The sequence below is a fragment of the Saccharophagus degradans 2-40 genome (assembly GCF_000013665.1).
Lineage (GTDB): Bacteria > Pseudomonadota > Gammaproteobacteria > Pseudomonadales > Cellvibrionaceae > Saccharophagus > Saccharophagus degradans.
This window is the reverse complement of record NC_007912.1, coordinates 2,476,178-2,493,132: the sequence shown is the minus strand read 5'-3', so window position 1 is coordinate 2,493,132 and position 16,955 is coordinate 2,476,178. Positions and strand designations below refer to the sequence as shown.

The 16,955-nt window shown below is 43.3% G+C and carries 14 protein-coding genes; 11 read left to right on the top strand and 3 right to left on the bottom strand.

Annotated features, from left to right (window positions below):
• The first annotated feature begins 190 nt into the window (after positions 1-190).
• From SDE_RS10415 to SDE_RS10375, 9 genes are all read left to right on the top strand, one after another.
• Positions 191-376 (top strand): PLD nuclease N-terminal domain-containing protein, encoded by a 186-nt coding sequence (locus SDE_RS10415; RefSeq protein WP_011468460.1) that lies wholly within the window; start codon positions 191-193, stop codon positions 374-376.
• Positions 377-451: 75 nt separating this feature from the next.
• Positions 452-1,027: an exopolysaccharide biosynthesis protein gene (locus tag SDE_RS10410; protein WP_011468459.1), complete on the top strand. Its 576-nt coding sequence runs from the start codon at positions 452-454 to the stop codon at positions 1,025-1,027.
• Positions 1,028-1,323: 296 nt separating this feature from the next.
• Positions 1,324-2,532, top strand: a complete 1,209-nt coding sequence (gene zigA, locus SDE_RS10405; RefSeq protein ID WP_011468458.1) for a zinc metallochaperone GTPase ZigA — start codon at positions 1,324-1,326, stop codon at positions 2,530-2,532.
• 67 nt (positions 2,533-2,599) lie between these two features.
• On the top strand, positions 2,600-3,220 hold the full coding sequence (locus tag SDE_RS10400) for a DUF1826 domain-containing protein (protein WP_011468457.1): 621 nt from the start codon (positions 2,600-2,602) through the stop codon (positions 3,218-3,220).
• Between the two features lie 65 nt (positions 3,221-3,285).
• Positions 3,286-5,691 (top strand): TonB-dependent receptor, encoded by a 2,406-nt coding sequence (locus SDE_RS10395; protein WP_011468456.1) that lies wholly within the window; start codon positions 3,286-3,288, stop codon positions 5,689-5,691.
• A 38-nt stretch (positions 5,692-5,729) separates the two neighbouring features.
• The gene (locus SDE_RS10390; protein WP_011468455.1) at positions 5,730-7,085 is read left to right on the top strand and encodes a hypothetical protein; all 1,356 of its coding nucleotides are present in this window, start codon (positions 5,730-5,732) and stop codon (positions 7,083-7,085) included.
• A 94-nt stretch (positions 7,086-7,179) separates the two neighbouring features.
• Complete coding sequence (locus SDE_RS10385) at positions 7,180-7,752, top strand: DUF2796 domain-containing protein (protein ID WP_011468454.1); 573 nt, start codon at positions 7,180-7,182, stop codon at positions 7,750-7,752.
• Positions 7,753-7,803: 51 nt separating this feature from the next.
• On the top strand, positions 7,804-8,814 hold the full coding sequence (locus tag SDE_RS10380) for a CobW family GTP-binding protein (RefSeq protein ID WP_011468453.1): 1,011 nt from the start codon (positions 7,804-7,806) through the stop codon (positions 8,812-8,814).
• Between the two features lie 110 nt (positions 8,815-8,924).
• Entirely contained in the window at positions 8,925-9,392 is a 468-nt protein-coding gene (locus SDE_RS10375) for a Fur family transcriptional regulator (protein WP_011468452.1), read from the top strand.
• 69 nt (positions 9,393-9,461) lie between these two features.
• Here the strand turns inward: SDE_RS10375 and SDE_RS10370 are convergent, their stop codons facing one another.
• Positions 9,462-10,160, bottom strand: a complete 699-nt coding sequence (locus tag SDE_RS10370; RefSeq protein WP_011468451.1) for a DUF3299 domain-containing protein — start codon at positions 10,158-10,160, stop codon at positions 9,462-9,464.
• Between the two features lie 415 nt (positions 10,161-10,575).
• Between SDE_RS10370 and SDE_RS10365 the strand changes: the two genes are divergently transcribed.
• Together SDE_RS10365 and SDE_RS10360 are read left to right on the top strand one after the other, a co-directional pair.
• Positions 10,576-11,319 (top strand): ABC transporter ATP-binding protein, encoded by a 744-nt coding sequence (locus SDE_RS10365; RefSeq protein ID WP_011468450.1) that lies wholly within the window; start codon positions 10,576-10,578, stop codon positions 11,317-11,319.
• Positions 11,309-12,553, top strand: coding sequence for an ABC transporter permease (locus SDE_RS10360; RefSeq protein ID WP_011468449.1), 1,245 nt, complete (start codon positions 11,309-11,311; stop codon positions 12,551-12,553). The genes SDE_RS10365 and SDE_RS10360 overlap by 11 nt, the downstream gene beginning before the upstream one ends.
• A 315-nt stretch (positions 12,554-12,868) precedes the next feature.
• Here the strand turns inward: SDE_RS10360 and SDE_RS21305 are convergent, their stop codons facing one another.
• Both SDE_RS21305 and SDE_RS10350 read right to left on the bottom strand, forming a co-directional pair.
• Positions 12,869-15,931, bottom strand: a complete 3,063-nt coding sequence (locus SDE_RS21305; RefSeq protein ID WP_011468448.1) for a Tn3 family transposase — start codon at positions 15,929-15,931, stop codon at positions 12,869-12,871.
• A gap of 69 nt (positions 15,932-16,000) precedes the next feature.
• Positions 16,001-16,849, bottom strand: a complete 849-nt coding sequence (locus SDE_RS10350) for a SprT-like domain-containing protein (protein ID WP_011468447.1) — start codon at positions 16,847-16,849, stop codon at positions 16,001-16,003.
• Positions 16,850-16,955 lie beyond the last annotated feature (106 nt).

Below are 16,955 nucleotides of genomic sequence, written 5' to 3'. Positions count from 1 at the left end.
GGAATACTCACGCCAGAAAAATTGGCGTCGTAAACCTGCCTATCCCGCCTAAACCCCCATCCTGCAAGTGTACAACCGTAATATACTCGACATTTTAAATGTTGGTATGAGTTCTGCTTTATGTAGAGAGCAAAAGTAAAATGGTCGTTCAGTTTTAAGTTTTATTAATTTGTAATAGGGGGAAAATATTATGTTAGAAACAGGCATTGGCATTCTTATACTTGCATTGATTATTTGGGCGGTACTTAAAATTACTGCTAGCAACGAGTCCACAGAAAAAAAGGTATTGTGGATACTCTTTATTTTGGTTGTACCGGTTATAGGTTTAATTTGTTGGGTTATATTCGGCCCGAAAGGAAGCAGAGCACGACTGTAATGGTTCGTTGAAATAACCGACTTGAAAGGGAACACGGCGCAAATTGAATTAGCAGGAATTGATAGGAGTGAGTAAATGAGTGAGTCTGCAAGTATCTACGACCTTCTTGAAGAAATAGATAACGCAACCGAAGGCGATTTAACCCTAGGAGACGTTACAGACTCGCTAAAATCTCAGGGCTTTGGCCCATTAATATTTATAGTGGCCGTTGCAGCAATACTGCCTACCGGTGCCATTCCCATGGTGCCAACCTTATGCGCAGTAGTAATTTCTATATTTTCTATTCAACTGCTTTTTGGTGCCTCTGGGCCTTGGCTACCAAAATTTTTACGTGATAGAAGCATTAAACGCAGCACTTTCACTAAAGCCAAGCAAAAAGCACAGGGGTTTGCGAAAAAACTCGATAAGCTTATTAGCAAGCGCCACGAACACCTATTTACGCAATTTTCGATAAAGTTAACAGCCGTTTGCATGCTGTTTCTTTCTTTTGTAATCCCCCCCATGGAGATAATGCCATTTCTAGCGGCATTGCCAGCAACCGCAATTGCGTTGTTTGCACTAGCGCTAATAGCAAGGGATGGCATTATTTTCGTAGCTGCCTATGTGTTGGCTGCAACCGCAGTAGCCATAACGCTATACACCAATATTTAGGCGGTACCATTACCCTGTTTTACCTGATTGGGCGATATCTTAGCCTACGGTATACGGCTCATCACTAAAACGCATTAAACCTAAGGCTTGACAGTCGTCCCATTACAGCCAGATAATGATATCATATATCATATCCTGCATACCCTAGATAGATAGCCAGCCACCTACAGGCGGAGCTAGTGTCAGGGCTATAAATCAATCACCCAGGCGTTAAGGCTGCTGGAACTTGGCTGCTTTGATTTCTTGTGTGTCGAAATATCGTAAAGCTGGATAGACCATTCCATTAGAGGTTTTTTATGAATCAAAAACTACCTGTTACCGTTTTATCTGGCTTTCTTGGCGCAGGTAAAACTACCGTGCTAAACCATATTTTAAATAATCGCGACCATTTACGTGTTGCCGTAATTGTTAATGATATGAGTGAAGTAAACATAGATGCAGCAACAGTTAAAAATGAAGTAACACTCAACCGCAGCCAAGAGAAATTGGTCGAAATGAGTAATGGCTGTATTTGCTGCACATTGCGAGAAGACTTGCTAATTGAGGTAAACAAACTTGCGAAAGAAGGGCGATTTGATTACCTAGTAATTGAATCCACCGGTATTTCTGAGCCGTTGCCTATCGCTGAAACGTTCACATTCGCCGATGAAACAGGTGTAAGCCTTTCCGACGTAGCAAGGCTAGACACCATGGTAACTGTTGTGGATGCCGCTAACTTTCTTAATGATTATGACGAAGCTAAGTACCTACAGGAAACCAGTGAAAGCCTAGGCGATGACGATGAGCGCACGGTTGCAGACTTGCTAGTAGATCAAATTGAATTTGCCGACGTAATACTCATTTCTAAAAGCGACGTAGTAAGCAATAAACACTTAGCCCGCACGCAAGCTGTACTACAAACACTTAACCCCGAAGCAAGTATCCATACAATTGCAAACGGTAAAGTAAACGTAAAGACTGTATTAGCTACAGGAAAATTCAGCTTTGACAAAGCGCAGCAATCAGCGGGCTGGCTAAAAGAAATGCGCGGAGAGCATATTCCAGAAACCCAAGAGTACGGTATTAGCAGCTTTGTTTATCAAGCCCGTAAGCCATTTCACCCGCAAAAATTTTATAATTTTTTGCACAGCGAACAACTTGCAGGGAAACTCCTGCGTTCAAAAGGTTATTTTTGGCTGGCGACTCGGCCAGAAGCCGCTGGGCAGTGGAATCAAGCCGGTGGTATTGCACGGTATGGTTTTGCTGGCATGTTTTGGAAAGCAGTACCCAAAGAAAATTGGCCCGATGACGAAGACTACCTTGCATCTATAAAAAAGAGTTGGGAAGAGCCATTTGGAGATATGCGCCAAGAGCTTGTGTTTATTGGTCAAGGCCTAGACAAACAGGCTGTAATTGAGGCGCTAGATAAATGTTTATTAACGGAAAAAGAATTGCTTGCAGGCAAGGACTATTGGTTAGGTTTAGATGATCCGTTTCCAGCTTGGAACGACAAAGAAGCCGCTTAGCTTAACATTATAAAAGCCAATAGTTAGTTTAATTTAAGCCAGAACATGGCAAAAAAGGATCAGTAACATGAAGCATGTCGCCGCCAATACGACATTATTACACGCAGAAACAAGTGACCCCATTGCATTAACACGCATATATAACACCAAGGTCAATCTCACCATATGGGATAGACCCTTAAATAATCACCTACAGGGTTACACTCGCAGCCTTTGCACTAGCCATCAACAATTACAAATAAAATTCTGTGGCAATCTAACAGCTATAGAAAAACACCTGCAATTTGAATTACCCGCTAACGCTGGAAAACAAGACTTTATTGACGATGTAGTTCTGCTGGTTGATATGTTTAGTGAGCTATTTGAAATGGGTAATGTGGGACTGCGGCTAGCCGTATTAACAAAGGCAATGTGCCCAAGGTTTCATGTAGATAATGTGCCAGTTCGCCTAATAACTACTTATTATGGCGCAGCAACCGAATGGGTCGACAACCAACACACATGGCGAGATGAAAGGGGCCGTGTAGAGGTATCTGACTTGGCGCGAATACAAAATTTACAAGCGGGTCAAGTAAGCTTATTTAAAGGCGAAACCTGGATTGGCAATAAAGGCAAGGGCGTAGTCCACCGGTCTCCAGTAGCGGATACCAACAATCCGCGTTGTGTGCTTACTTTAGACTGCGTATAAAGCCTTTTATGTAGTCATATATAGATATGATATATCACTAATTCTGCTGTGATTTGGAGTCATTAATGAAGTACCTATACCTGACAGTAGCTGCAATGGTTGCGTCGATAAACGCCCACGCGTTACAGGGCAAAGTTGTTGATAGCAAAGGCAACCCCGTTACTAACGCCACCATTCAAGTGGTGGGTTCAAGTGAAACTTTTGCGGTAAACAAGCTTGGTGAATTTTCGATAGAGGAAACACATGCGTACGAGATTCATATTGTAGCGCCAGGGTTTAGCCATAAGGTTATCCGTATTGGAGACACCTTAAACACTGAACCTATGCAAATACCATTAACCCGATCTGTTATCGAACAAGTGGATGTAATTGGGCTACCTATTCACGCTTCTGTCATTGAATCTGCCCAGCCTATATCGGTGTTGAGTGGCAACGAACTACGTAACCGCCAAGCTGCAACCTTAGGTGATTCACTCGAGGGGGAGGTGGGCGTGCATACTAATTTTCACGGTAATGTTGCCAGCACCCCAATTATTAGAGGACTAAGCGGGCCGCGCGTACAAATAACCCAAAACAGCATGGATGTGAGTGATGTGTCGCGCGTTGGGCCAGATCACGCCGTGACTTCTGAAGTATCTACCGCTAAACAAGTAGAAATATTGCGAGGGCCAGCCACGTTATTTTTTGGCAGCGGTGCTATTGGAGGTGTTGTTAACGTTGTAGATACTCGCGTACCCAAAGATTCCACTACATACGGCGAGTGGTTTATTTCGCATGAAACGGTAAACAAACAAAAGCTAGGGGCCGTAAACATTAATACTGGGCTTGATGCTATTGCCCTACATTTTGACGGCTTTTGGCGCGAATCGAGTGACTACCAAGTACCGGTAAACCCAGAAACAAATACGGACGATCAATCAGCGGATAGCCAGCAAACTACTCACTCGAATAATTATTTTGTGAACAATAGTAGTGAAGAATCACATGGTTTCACTCTGGGCGGCAGTTACCTACTTGATAACGGCTATGTAGGAGCTTCCTATGGCAAATTGTATCGTCAGTATGGCATACCGGGGCATAGCCATGGTGGCGAGCAACATAACGCCAATGAAGTAAGTGTATTTGCGGAATTAGATCAAGATCGCTTTCAACTAATAAGCGAAATAGATTTAAACAGCAAGTGGCTAACCGGCGTAAATAGCCGTTTGGGGTATACAAACTATAGTCACGCAGAAATAGAGGCTGGGTTTACCGGTACTATTTTTACCAATAAAACCGTAGAAGCAAAAGTAGACCTAATGCACCAGCCCATTCAAGAATGGAAGGGCGGCTGGGTATTTCATTATAAGCACAGCGATGTTTCTGCAATCGGCCAAGAAGCATTTACCCCGCCATCTAATACTGCTTCTTACGCGCTAGCCGCAGTGGAAGAAAAGCATATTGGCAATGTACTGTTACAGCTAGGTATGCGTGTTGAATATGTTTCCTTAATAGCAGATAACGTGCTGCTACCAGAATTAAACCTGCACAGTCACAGCGAACAAAATAATACGCACAGTGAAGAGCACGAAGACACGTTAACTGTTATTCAGGTATTTGAAACAGATCAAAGCTTTTCCCCTGTGAGTATTTCTGCTGGTGCGGTGTGGGATTTTACCCCTGGCTATAACCTTGCCATTTCATTGGCTCATGCAGAACGCGCACCTCACGCATCAGAATTATTCTCTTTTGGCCCGCATATTGGCACAGGTAGTTATGAAATAGGGGCTTTGTTTGAGCTAAATAATACTAGCAGTGAACCGCAATTCGATATAAATAGAAGCACAATTCAACTAGAAACGTCGAACAATATCGATTTAACTTTTCGCAAGTATGAGGGCGAGGTAGGTGTAATACTCAATGCTTTTTATAATCAAGTAGATAATTACTACTACCAAACAACTACGGGGTTATACGCGCAAAGCGGCCATAATCATGCACACGGTGACGATGAAGCGCATGATGTTCACGACGATGAATTACCGGTTTATTTATTTAAAAGTGCAGATGCACAGCTGTACGGTTTTGAAGCGCAGAGTATGTGGCAAGTAACACCTCGATTAAAAACCACATTGTTCTCTGATTATGTTCAAGCAAAACTACGAGAAGATTCAACTTACCTACCGCGTACGCCACCGCTGCGTTACGGCGCTAAGCTAGATTACCAATACGGCCGTATTACAGCCAATATAAGCTGGTCTCACCTTAATGATCAAACCCACGTAGCGCCCCTAGAAACTAAAACCCTTGGCTATGACTGGCTAGATGCGAGTGCAAGCTGGAGCTTACCGATTAAAACTGCCGAAGTGGCACTTTTTATAAAGGCAGAAAATATTACCGATACCGAAGCGCGCGTGCATACCTCTTACTTAAAAAACATTGCTCCCAAACCAAGCAAAAATTTTAGCATTGGTTTGCGCGGCAACTTTTAGCTCTTAATTTAAACAACACATTCACTACGAGGTTTACTATGTTTATTTCCAAAAAATGTAATTGGTTATTGCTCGCTATTTGCGGCTTTGCATTTACCGGTTGCGGTGGTGCGAGTACAACAATTAATGAAAAAACACCCATTATAAGTGAAGAAGATGAGCACGATCATGAGCACCAAGATGGCGGCCGCCTTGTAATCACCAACGCTACAGGCACAGAGGCCTTAATTTATAACCTGGAAGATAACAGCTTGATTAATGCATTCGAACTAGCCAGTGTGCCTAGTGCGCTTTATGCATCGGCTGGGTACCGTTACGGTATTTTAGTGGATCGAGTTGGCAATACTGTTAACTTTCTAGATGGCGGGCTATGGCAAGAAGATCACGTAGACCACCTACACGATTACAACGAGGCACCAGCACTATTAAATTACACATTAACAGGAAGCAGACCAACACACTTTGTAACCCATGAAAACCAACTTGCGGTATTTTACGATGGCGATGCAACTAGCTCTACGCCTGCCAGCGTTACCATTGTAACTGATGCAGATATAGCTGCTAGCGTATCTGCACCGCGTTCTATTGATTTTGGCGTTAATATGCACGGTGTAGCAGAGCCGCGCGCAGACTATTTGCTTGCCTCTTGGCGAAGATCAGATGCCGAAACAACATCTGCAAACCCAATATTACCCGATCAGGTAGCGGTATATCATTTGCACGACGGGCAGTACGAGCAGGAAACAATCTTAGACATAGCTTGTCCAGACTTGCACGGCGCTGCGCAAAACGAAAGCTACATAGTCTTTGGCTGCTCGGATGGCGTGCTGTTGGTGAGCGAACAAGAGGGGGCGTTTACTGCACAAAAAATATTGAACACCGATGCCGTATTGGATGGCCTGCGCATAGGCTCTATATATGGCCATGAAAACAGTGATCAATTTATAGCGCTTGCTAGTGCTCATAGCGGTGCTAGCATGCAATGGTTTAGCATCAACCCGGCCTTGGCACAGATGGACCTAATCGACTGGCAACCAGTTGAAAGCGCAAAAGTAGTTAGCAGGGGCTTTTCATTCGAAGCTGAGCAGTTTTTAATATTGGATAATCAAGGGTATGTAACTGTACTAGAGCCCAGCCAAACTGACGGGGTAACACAGTGGGTATTTGCAGAAAGGCTAGACATAACAGAGCAAGATATCGCCAGCATGCCTGAGGGAACTAACTTTTCGTTAACTTTCTCACAAAATGATCATTTCGCCTATGTCGCAGACCCAATAGCACAACAAGTAGTCAGTATCGATTTAAATCTATTAGATATAAACACCGCAATCGAGCTAGACTATGTACCAAAATCCATAACGTGGTTGGGTATAGCCGGCGCTCACGAGCACTAGCGGCTAAAACAGCTATAACGACTAGCTAAATAACAATCCAATATTTTCGCGCGGAGGCCTCGTCTCCGCTTTTTGTATTCGGAAGGAGCAAACATTGAAACGCAAGTACCTGCTGCAAGCAGCCCTGTTGTTATCTGGCCTATTGTGTACCCCTTTTAGCACCGCCGCAAACGCTCAAGAACATGGCGCACATACCCATGGCGAAGCAGATGTGTTAATTATTCTTGAGAGCACAAGCTTATTTATTACGTTAGAGTCCCCCGCGGTTAATTTGCTTGGGTTTGAACACGCCCCTCACACAAACAAGCAAAAGCAATTAGCCAAAGAAGTTGTCGCCAAATTACAAAAAGCAGAACACTTTTTCGCGATTACGCCTGCATGTGTATTAAAAAATAACAGCGTAGATTTCCCATTCGAACTAGAAAACACCAGTACACATCACGTAAGTACTAACGGCAATCACACAAGTAAAGAGCACCACCACGATGTTAGCCTAAACGTGGAATGGCAATGTAAACGAACTAAAAAATTAGAAATAGATATTAAAATATTCGAAGAATTTAAAGGGTTTAATTCAATTACAGCCCAATGGATTGCCTTTGACCGCCAAAACGCAGCTAAGCTTAATAAACATAATTCCGTAGTCATACTCGAGCCTGCACAATAACTAAAACTATATTTTTCTTTTTAACTGATACGGCTTTTAAGAACCAAACAAATGAATACAAAGCTAGAAAAAATACAGGCAATACCCACCAATATTATCACCGGTTTTTTGGGCGTAGGTAAAACAACCGCTATTTTATCTTTATTAGCTAACAAGCCTGAAGACGAGCGATGGGCAGTATTAGTTAATGAGTTTGGAGAAATAGGCATAGATGGCAGTCTGCTACAAGGCCAGCATTCAGAAAACAGCGGTTTATTTATTCGAGAGGTACCAGGTGGCTGTATGTGCTGCGCAGCAGGGTTGCCAATGCAAATTGCCCTGAATCAATTACTTACTAAAGCAAAACCTCAGAGGTTACTTATAGAACCGACAGGCTTGGGGCACCCAAAAGAAATATTACAAGTGCTTAGTGCAGAGCATTACAGAACCATTCTAGATGTCCAAACCACAGTTACACTAGTAGATGCCCGCAAAGTAAGCGATAAACGCTATACCAATCACGATACGTTTAATCAGCAAATACAAATAGCCGATATTATTGTTGGCAATAAAAGCGACTTATATCAAAGTAACGAGAAAGAGCAGCTAGAAAACTACGTAAAGCTGCAAGCTGGGCCAGAGATAAAGGTTGTTTACGCCGAGCAGGGCCAACTTAATCCATCGTTACTAAAGGGGGCCTCCAAGGCGGCCAAAAGGCTAATACAATCGAGCAGCAATCACCATCAAACCCTCACAAGCCCCGAAGAATTAACTATTCCAGAGTGCGGGTATTTAAAAAGTGACAACACAGGCGAAGGCTACCGTAGTTCTGGCTGGCGTATTTCCGCAGAGAAAATATTCCACAGGCAAGCCATATTTAATTGCTTTGCAGGGTTGAACGTAGAGCGACTGAAAGCTGTACTCATTACAGATGAAGGCGTATTTGGCTACAATTTAGTGGACGATTCGCTAAAAGAAGTGGTGCTTGATGATTGCTTAGAAAGCCGAATAGAAATTATATGGAAAGAGGGCGAAGATTCGGGTGCGGCTGAGGATTTTCCGTTCGGTTTGTTAATGGAATAAGGTTTTTGTCGCCAGCCCCCATACTAGGTTGATTTGGCAGTTGTATTCGTAGAGCAGTATTTGTATGCTAGTTAACCGATATGATATATCAATGGTGAGCAGCCCTTAGTATGAATAAGCAACAACTCAAAAAAATTATGACTAAAGCACAAGATATATGTGCTCATTCTGGGGGCCGGTTAACCGATAAGCGTAAACGAATCCTAGAAATACTACTGCTTTCCAAAACACCGCTTTCGGCCTATGAAGTGGCCGACACCTATAATAAAAGCTCTGAAAATGCCATGCCGGCAATGTCTGCTTACCGCATGTTAGATTTTTTAGAGTCTGAAGAGCTAGTGCACAAGCTCAGCTCAACCAATAAGTACGTTGCATGCTCCCATATTGCCTGTGATCACGCCCACCAAATACCCCAGTTTTTAATTTGTGGCCGCTGTCAGGCCGTAAAAGAAATAGGTATAGCTAAGCACATAGTACAAGAACTGGATGCGGTAATAACCAATGCCGATTACAAGCTAATTAACCCACAGTTAGAGCTACAGTGCCTATGTAAAGCTTGCTCGAAATTAGCTGAGTAAGCTGCCCGAGCAAGCTGCTTGCGCAAACAAAAAGCTACCCAACCAACACCTTAAGCATGCAAAACCGTATTAATCTGTATAGGGGTAAATACTATCGATTAGTAAGCTGTACGACGCCGTACCCATCTCCTCATTGCTGTGTTCTTTTATAACAAGCGTACCCTCAACCCAAAACGGGTCGTAAAGACTCTCAAGTTTCAGCCCCTTCGTGTAGCTTATATAAATCATTTGGTTTGGGGGAGGGGGCGGCACATGGATGCAAGCGCCGAAAAAAGGAACAAGAAAGAATTCAGTTATCACCATATTGTCATCAAACGACAAAGGCACAATATAACCGGGTAGCTTTATTTTGGCCCCGTCAAACTCTGGGCGCACCCGCTTAGAAACCAGCGCCTGCTGGTAGCGGATGTCTTTTGCATTGGCACTTGCTTTGGCTATTTCTGCGGCTAATGGCATTTGACCTTTCGATACAGAAGATGCACCTAACTCAGGCTCGGCCGATTCCGGCGCTGATAACTGGGACAGCAATTGATCTTCAGGCGAGCCATCTTCTATTTCATCTAAATAGGCAGGTGGATCAAGCAATGCCTGCAGGTCGTCCTCCGGCATTAGGTCTGTCCACTCAATAGATTGATAGCTATGCCCGGCTTTGTTTTGCGCTTGCTTGGTTGCATTGGCTGCCAGCGGGTGGAATACCAAGTAAAGCAAAAGCAGGGCAATGTATTGCAATGCCTTAGGGTTTAGAAAACGCAATTGTGAGTACCTCATCTAGCTATCGGATGTTAGGATATATCATTATATAAACTAGTAGGGTCCCAATAAACCTTTAGGAACATCTGATTAAGCCCAATCACTTTTTGTCTTTCAGGCATTTTTGTCCTCTAGGCATTTTATAGAGGCATACTGGTTGGCTGTCGAGATAAAATAACGACGAGGACGAGAATGCCTGAAAGACCCGTAGGGCGTGGCCAAAACGCCCATCTTCTTCGTTGCTCTTGTTGCTCTTGTTGCTAGGGACTAAGGCCATTAGCTGTGAAGAATGCCTTGCGGTTAAACATTTTGGCTCTCGCAAAAAGCAATTGGGGTTAATCAGAGTCTCCTTTAATCTCACTCTACTAGAAACAAGCAATTAACAGTTATGTGACGCTACCAACAGCTGAGCCAACAACTAAGCCTATAACTTATGCCTAAAACAACTTCGCCCAATCCTACTATCAATTGTAATAGCAGCCTAGCTGTAGAAATGCACACTGTGCAGTTTAAGTACCATAAAACTGCCAATCCTGTGTTGAGCATCCCAAACTGGTACTTACATGCAGGTGAAAAGGCGTTTATTCAAGGCGCATCTGGCGCGGGTAAATCTACCTTTTTGAAGTTGCTATCAGGGCTTTTAGTGCCAACACAGGGCGCCATAAATGTATTGGGGCAGCCTATAAGCCAGCTAAAAGGGGCGAAGCGCGATAGGTTTCGTGCAAAGCATATTGGCTTTATATTCCAACAGTTTAATTTAATCCCCTACCTTTCAGTTAGAGATAACATAGCCGCAGCGTATTATTTTTCTAACAATAAAAGCTCATCTAAAAAAGATTTTGCTAACCGTATTAATGAGCTACTAAACACGCTGAGGTTGCCATTAGATATTGCAGAACGCAAAACAAGCGCTTTAAGTATTGGCCAACAGCAACGCGTAGCAATAGCACGTGCTTTAATTAATAACCCCGAACTAATAATTGCCGACGAACCCACTTCAGCATTAGATGCAGCAGCTCGTGATAGTTTTATGACGCTACTACTAGAATGTGTTGCAGAAAATGAATCCACACTTATTTTTGTAAGCCACGACAAAACACTAGCGCGTGGCTTCGACGAAATAGTCGACCTGCAAAACCTTAATGAAATTCAAAAGGGGGCCAGCCATGCTAATTAATTTTGCTTGGCAAAGTCTTCTAGCAAGAAAGGTTACAGTGGGACTAACCGTGTTATCCGTAACCATAAGCTTGCTAGTTATGCTTGCGATACAGCATATAAAACAAGAGGCAAAAACAAGTTTCACCAAAACAATTTCAGGTGTTGATTTAATTATTGGTGCTCGCACAGGGCAGCTTAATCTGCTTATGTATTCCATTTTTAATGTTGGCAATGCAACCAACAATATTAGCTGGAAAAGTTATGAGGAGCTTTCACAACAAAAAGAAGTCGCCTGGGCAATACCTATTTCACTAGGTGATTCTCATAAAGGTTTTCGCGTGCTAGGCACAACAGAAGCTTACTTCGAGCACTTTAAGTATGCTAACAAGCGCACCATAAGCTTCAACCAAGGCCGTTCGTTTTTGGGCACATTTGAAGCAGTAATAGGTAACCACATAGCCCAAAAACTTAATTACAAAGTAGGGGATGCCATTACACTTAGCCACGGTATAAGTGCAAAAAGTTTTAGTGAACACAAGCACAACCCTTTTACTGTTGTAGGCATTTTAGCCCCAACAGGTACACCCATAGACCAAACCGTACATGTGCGCCTAGATGGCATAGAAGCCATTCATAAGGGGTGGCAAAGTGGTGTCGATTTATCTCAGTATGGCAACTATGTAAACCACAGCAACCACACCAAAACCCAAGATCTAACACCTACAAGCATTACGGCATTTATGGTGGGCCTTAACTCGAAGCTATCTACATTTACATTTCAACGAAAGGTAAACACCTATAAAAACGAACCCATGCTAGCAATATTACCCGGCATTGCATTAAGTGAGCTTTGGCGCATGATGGGCACGGTAGAAAACATTCTAGCGATAATTTCTTGGCTGGTATTGTTCGCCGCGTTAATTGGCCTATGCACAATTATGCTTGCCGCCATACGAGAACGGCGCCATGAATTCTCGGTACTTAGAGGTATTGGGGCTAGCCCTTGGTTTATATTTAGCTTAATTCAGCTTGAGTCTTTACTCATTGTGCTAATAAGTATTGGCGTTGCAGTACTTAGCCTGTGGTTAGGGCTAGAGTTAACCCAAGACATGCTAATAAGCAAATACGGGCTAAATATATCTAGCTGGATATTCAGCAACGAAAAAATGCTACCTGTAGGGTTGCTGCTGCTGGCCACTATGCTTATTAGCACAATTCCTTGTATTGCGACTTACAGGGCAATTGAGCCGTAATTTGGGTTGCAAAACTCGAAAAATAATTCAGGCAGCTCAGGTGCCGACTATAAATGTAGTTCTACGCATTAGCTGCCACCACAACCTAGTGCGGGCTATAAGAGGGTTATGAAAGAACACCTGCAACCACATCCATTGCGTCATATAGGGAAATCCTAAACAAAACTCGAGAAACAACTATAGGTTTTCGTAAATAACGTTTAAATACAATAGGTTAAACGATATTTCTTTTCCCGGAACGATGCTCAAAAGCGGTGTTATATTTGGGAAAACGAGGAGAGTGTCGCCACTCTCCTGTAAAACGGCGATGATCGATCACTCTTTGATCAGGTCTGGATCAAGGATTTTTTGTAAATCTATCTGTTGAGAGTCTTTTAGGGAGTTCTGTGAAAAATCAAATTCGCCATGAAAGACAAAATGTTCCCAAGCCAGCATAGACGACGCCTTAATCTTTTTTAGTAGCAGGGAATACTCAACATCTGTTTTGGCTTCTGACAGACGTTTGGAGAGATACATAAAATTCCAGCAAACGATGACATTTTTAAGTAGTCGTTTGCAGGTCTCTGCGATCTCCTGGTCTTCCTTAATTGTCTGCACATAATCTGCCCGTCCAATGGCCAGAGCTCGATCCAGCTTATTCCCTGCCTCGCCTTTATTTAACTGGCGGTGGATGGCTTTTCGCATACCCACATCGTCGGCATACCGGAGTAAGAACAAAGTTTTCGGAATACCTCCAAATGCTTTTAGTGCTTCGTAAAGTGGATTGTTTTTTGAGTATGAGTTCAATCGCTTGAAGATTTGAGACGCCGTAACTTCGCCTAGCTTTATTGATGCACACAAACGAAGAACGTCTTCCCAATTATCAATAATTTTATCTTTATTAATCCGCTCTTTTGGAAAGATCGGATAGCTTTTTTTCTTATAGAAAGTGGGAGTTTTGAAGGAGTATAAAACTCGTTTGCCGGGGTTTTTTATGCGTGGCCCAAAAGAAAATTTCAATAAATGTGTAAGCCCAAATATGGCTTCCGTGTATCCGTGAGAATCAGTGGAGTGAAGGTCTGATTTCACTACATCATTTTTTAATAACCCATCCACCATATAGTGCGCTTCAAATTCGGCACCACTGATCACCATTGAGTAAGGGAACATCCCTCGTATATCTATGAACGTATAGGCCGATACAACGGGGTCACGTCCGCCGTATTTAAAAGATTTATTTGCATTGAGTGATTCATATGCGATCGTCCATTTCTGACCATCGCTCGACGTCTGCAAGCCGTAGTCTCCAATGAATACTTTGGCCAGTGGAAGTTGATTGACGAAACGAATAACGGCATCATTTGCTCGTCTCAAATTCTCAAGCGTAAAAAAACCATTGGTCGTGGATTCCAAAGTTGCCAGTTCAATCTCTCTCGCCAATTTAGATAATTTTGGCACGCTCAAGTGTTCGCCTAGCGCAATTATTCCCGCCAGGAAATTTTTATCTTCAGGTCTGGGCTTACGGTATCGGATACTGTTGTGTTCAAACTCGTCAAGAAACCCTGAAGCGGAATTCACTGTGCTTAGCGCTTCTGCTATTCGAATGTATTGATCATCCGGAAACAGAGCGACGTCACTTTCCATTTCTAGCAGGACTTCTGCCCGAGTATTTCGTTCGTACGTTAGCTTAAATCCGCCAAGACCGTCTGTCTCAATATATTCGTTTAAATTTTCCAGTATGTGCTCGTTCGTCTCCTTGTATTGCGCATCCAATTCAAGTTCCCAGTGCTCAACCAATTTTTTAACATCTTTAAAATCAGCCATGTCCGCTAAATTTAGTATGTGATCTCGGTTTTTTTGAAAGTATTCCCGCGAAATCAAATACTGCTCTAGCTGTCGGTAACGATTTGAGTTAACAATGCTCAGTGTGCCATCTTTAATGGCGGCGGCGGTGTGCTTATAAAGCAGAATGCGATACAGTTTCGCGCGGAAGGAGTCTTTCGTGTCAACGTAGCCGGTTTCTGAATTCGTAAGAAACCCGACTGGGAATGTATCATCAACCTTTCCGTTTTTCGCTTGGTACTGCGATATTGCTTTTAGCAGCTTGTTGCTTTTCACGTCGCAATCGAAATTGAGCCGCCGAAGAATATCGCTACACTTGAGCTGAAGCGACGTGGCGCCTTCTTCCAAAAAGAGCATTTCAAGAGCCTGTCCGCTGATTTTATCTAAGTCCTCCTGGACATCTTTTACATGAGCGTTTACGTTTTCCGTGGATATCTTTGACGGGCTTATCAAGCGAATCGCTTTTTCGACTTTCTCTGAATCACTCAGAATAGGGTTGTTCAGCGTCTCTTTAAGTTTTTCCACCAACGACACTAAATCAACCGTATCCTTTACTAACGCTTGCGTATGGCCAGATTGCTCCTGGCGTTGTTTGTAGTATTCTTCTTTGGCAAGATTCTCGGCCTTGTTCACTGCTGTTTTCACCGAGGCCAGAAACGTTTCGACCAGAATATCGACCAGCTGTTGAAATTGGTGAGTGATAAAAATGGCAAGGTGAAGATGCCGATCATGATCTTTCAAACGATTAACCTGAAAAACCTGCCGCCGATGAACGGATAGTGCGTAGCGTTTAAGTCCATCTTTTGTAAAATCCAGCTCGCTTAAGATTGGAAGTGCAATATCGTAGAGTGGCTTGAGCGTATCGTATATTGCGACATTCTCGCGTATTTTAGACGTCTTGGTTGACTGGTTAAGTTTCTTCAGCAGCGTAAGTCTGTACGTTTCCATTTCATCATAAGTATTTTTTCCTTTTGAAAATAACGCATCGAGTTTTTGAGCTCCATCGTTCGAGAGCTTATTTTTAACAATGGCAATCTGTTGGTCGATGTGCGTTTTATAGACCGACTCGATCGTGTCACAAATTGTTTTATAATCGGGTGTCTCGACTTTGTGTTCAAAGAGCCATTCGCAAACGGAAATAAAGCATTTATCGGGGTTTTTCTGAGAGCGTGCGTCCGTTCTTATCAGTGGCAACAGTGGTTGAATGGTGGTTTGATTAAATGGCTTAAAACCCAGCGCATCAAGAATCATTTCTCTATGGCGATTTCTGGTGCTTGTATTGTAGCTTTCCCAGCGAAAACTTTGCCTGAGCTTCAGTCGGCCTGCTACATAGTCAACATCTTCCTGGATCGCAGAATTAAAAAATTGACCCGTGGCTTTGAAGTACCCGTAGGCGACGATGATGTAAACGATATTGGCATGGCCGCGAACGTTTTGTGTGATGAGCTGTTTGAAATGAGATTCGACGTAGAAAAAACGCTTGCGGTCTAAAGCTTTGAATTGCGGCGGTGTATCGTGGAATTCTTTATCCGTGGAACTGATCTTTTTGGTGTACATTGAACACTCCTAATGTTAATCTATGGAAGGGAGTGTTATTATCCTTTCTGAAAACTTCTATCCCAAGTTCTAAATTACCTCACTTAGTTTTTTGTTACAGTCTCCACAAACTACGTTCAATCCAGGCTTGCCCCAAAGCTGGATATGGCATGTTTTGCACGCATATTTAATGCGTCCCGATCGCGGTTTTGGCTTTGAAGTGATCAGCTCGCCGAGATTGTCGTCATCATAAAACCGGCTAACCTCTTCATGCTCACTGCTAAATGCTCGTTCGCTTAGTGACTGCTCAGTCATAACTACCGAAGTGTCTTGCTCTGCTCGCATGGCTGCGACTGCCGCAGCGGGTCTGGGATTTAAATTCTCGGTCAGTTCGTATTCGGAGCCTTTGTCATCGTAGGCGGTAATAGGTAGCTCCAGGCGATAGACAGGATAGCGGTCAACCCAGGGCAGACGATAACCCTTTTTGAGAAGCTCTTTACAGGCGTTGTGAAATGGGCCTTCTAGCAGGACATAGTCCATCATCCATTCCCCCGTATTCTGTCCACCGGGCTTCCCAGTGGATGAGGGGATCAACCCTATTTGCAGCATCTTTTTGGCCCATTGGGCGTTATGGTAACCCCGTCGTCCGGGTGATCCATAGTGAGCCTGCCAGATGTGCGCCATCTCATGACACAGGGTTTGGCAGATCTCGATCAGAGGGTATTTTGCGAAGTATTCAGGGTTGACGGCTAGTTCATCTACATATTGACGTTTTTCATTGACCCATCGGCCGATGGAGGCATAACCCATCACTTTGCGCTGTCGGTGAAATGTGATGATGACATCAGGCAATTGCCCGGCAAACAACGCGCTGTTAAAATAGTCATACGCGCTCGAAAGCGTCTGGTAACATTCTGTTGTCGGTTTTTCTTCTAGCACCTGCTTTTCGCTCCAATTTCGTGCAAATTTTGGATTGTATGATCCAAAAAATGCACCATTTCTGTGCAATATCTGTGTGTCTGCTTGTTTTTTAGTCTGGCAAGCT

Bases quoted from the DNA above. Each gene is read 5' to 3' on its own strand.
- SDE_RS10415 (WP_011468460.1), top strand. From the start codon at position 191: ATGTTAGAAACAGGCATTGGCATTCTTATACTTGCATTGATTATTTGG.
- SDE_RS10410 (WP_011468459.1), top strand. From the start codon at position 452: ATGAGTGAGTCTGCAAGTATCTACGACCTTCTTGAAGAAATAGATAAC.
- zigA (WP_011468458.1), top strand. From the start codon at position 1,324: ATGAATCAAAAACTACCTGTTACCGTTTTATCTGGCTTTCTTGGCGCA.
- SDE_RS10400 (WP_011468457.1), top strand. From the start codon at position 2,600: ATGAAGCATGTCGCCGCCAATACGACATTATTACACGCAGAAACAAGT.
- SDE_RS10395 (WP_011468456.1), top strand. From the start codon at position 3,286: ATGAAGTACCTATACCTGACAGTAGCTGCAATGGTTGCGTCGATAAAC.
- SDE_RS10390 (WP_011468455.1), top strand. From the start codon at position 5,730: ATGTTTATTTCCAAAAAATGTAATTGGTTATTGCTCGCTATTTGCGGC.
- SDE_RS10380 (WP_011468453.1), top strand. From the start codon at position 7,804: ATGAATACAAAGCTAGAAAAAATACAGGCAATACCCACCAATATTATC.
- SDE_RS10375 (WP_011468452.1), top strand. From the start codon at position 8,925: ATGAATAAGCAACAACTCAAAAAAATTATGACTAAAGCACAAGATATA.
- SDE_RS10370 (WP_011468451.1), bottom strand. From the start codon at position 10,160: ATGAGGTACTCACAATTGCGTTTTCTAAACCCTAAGGCATTGCAATAC.
- SDE_RS10365 (WP_011468450.1), top strand. From the start codon at position 10,576: ATGCCTAAAACAACTTCGCCCAATCCTACTATCAATTGTAATAGCAGC.
- SDE_RS10360 (WP_011468449.1), top strand. From the start codon at position 11,309: ATGCTAATTAATTTTGCTTGGCAAAGTCTTCTAGCAAGAAAGGTTACA.
- SDE_RS21305 (WP_011468448.1), bottom strand. From the start codon at position 15,931: ATGTACACCAAAAAGATCAGTTCCACGGATAAAGAATTCCACGATACA.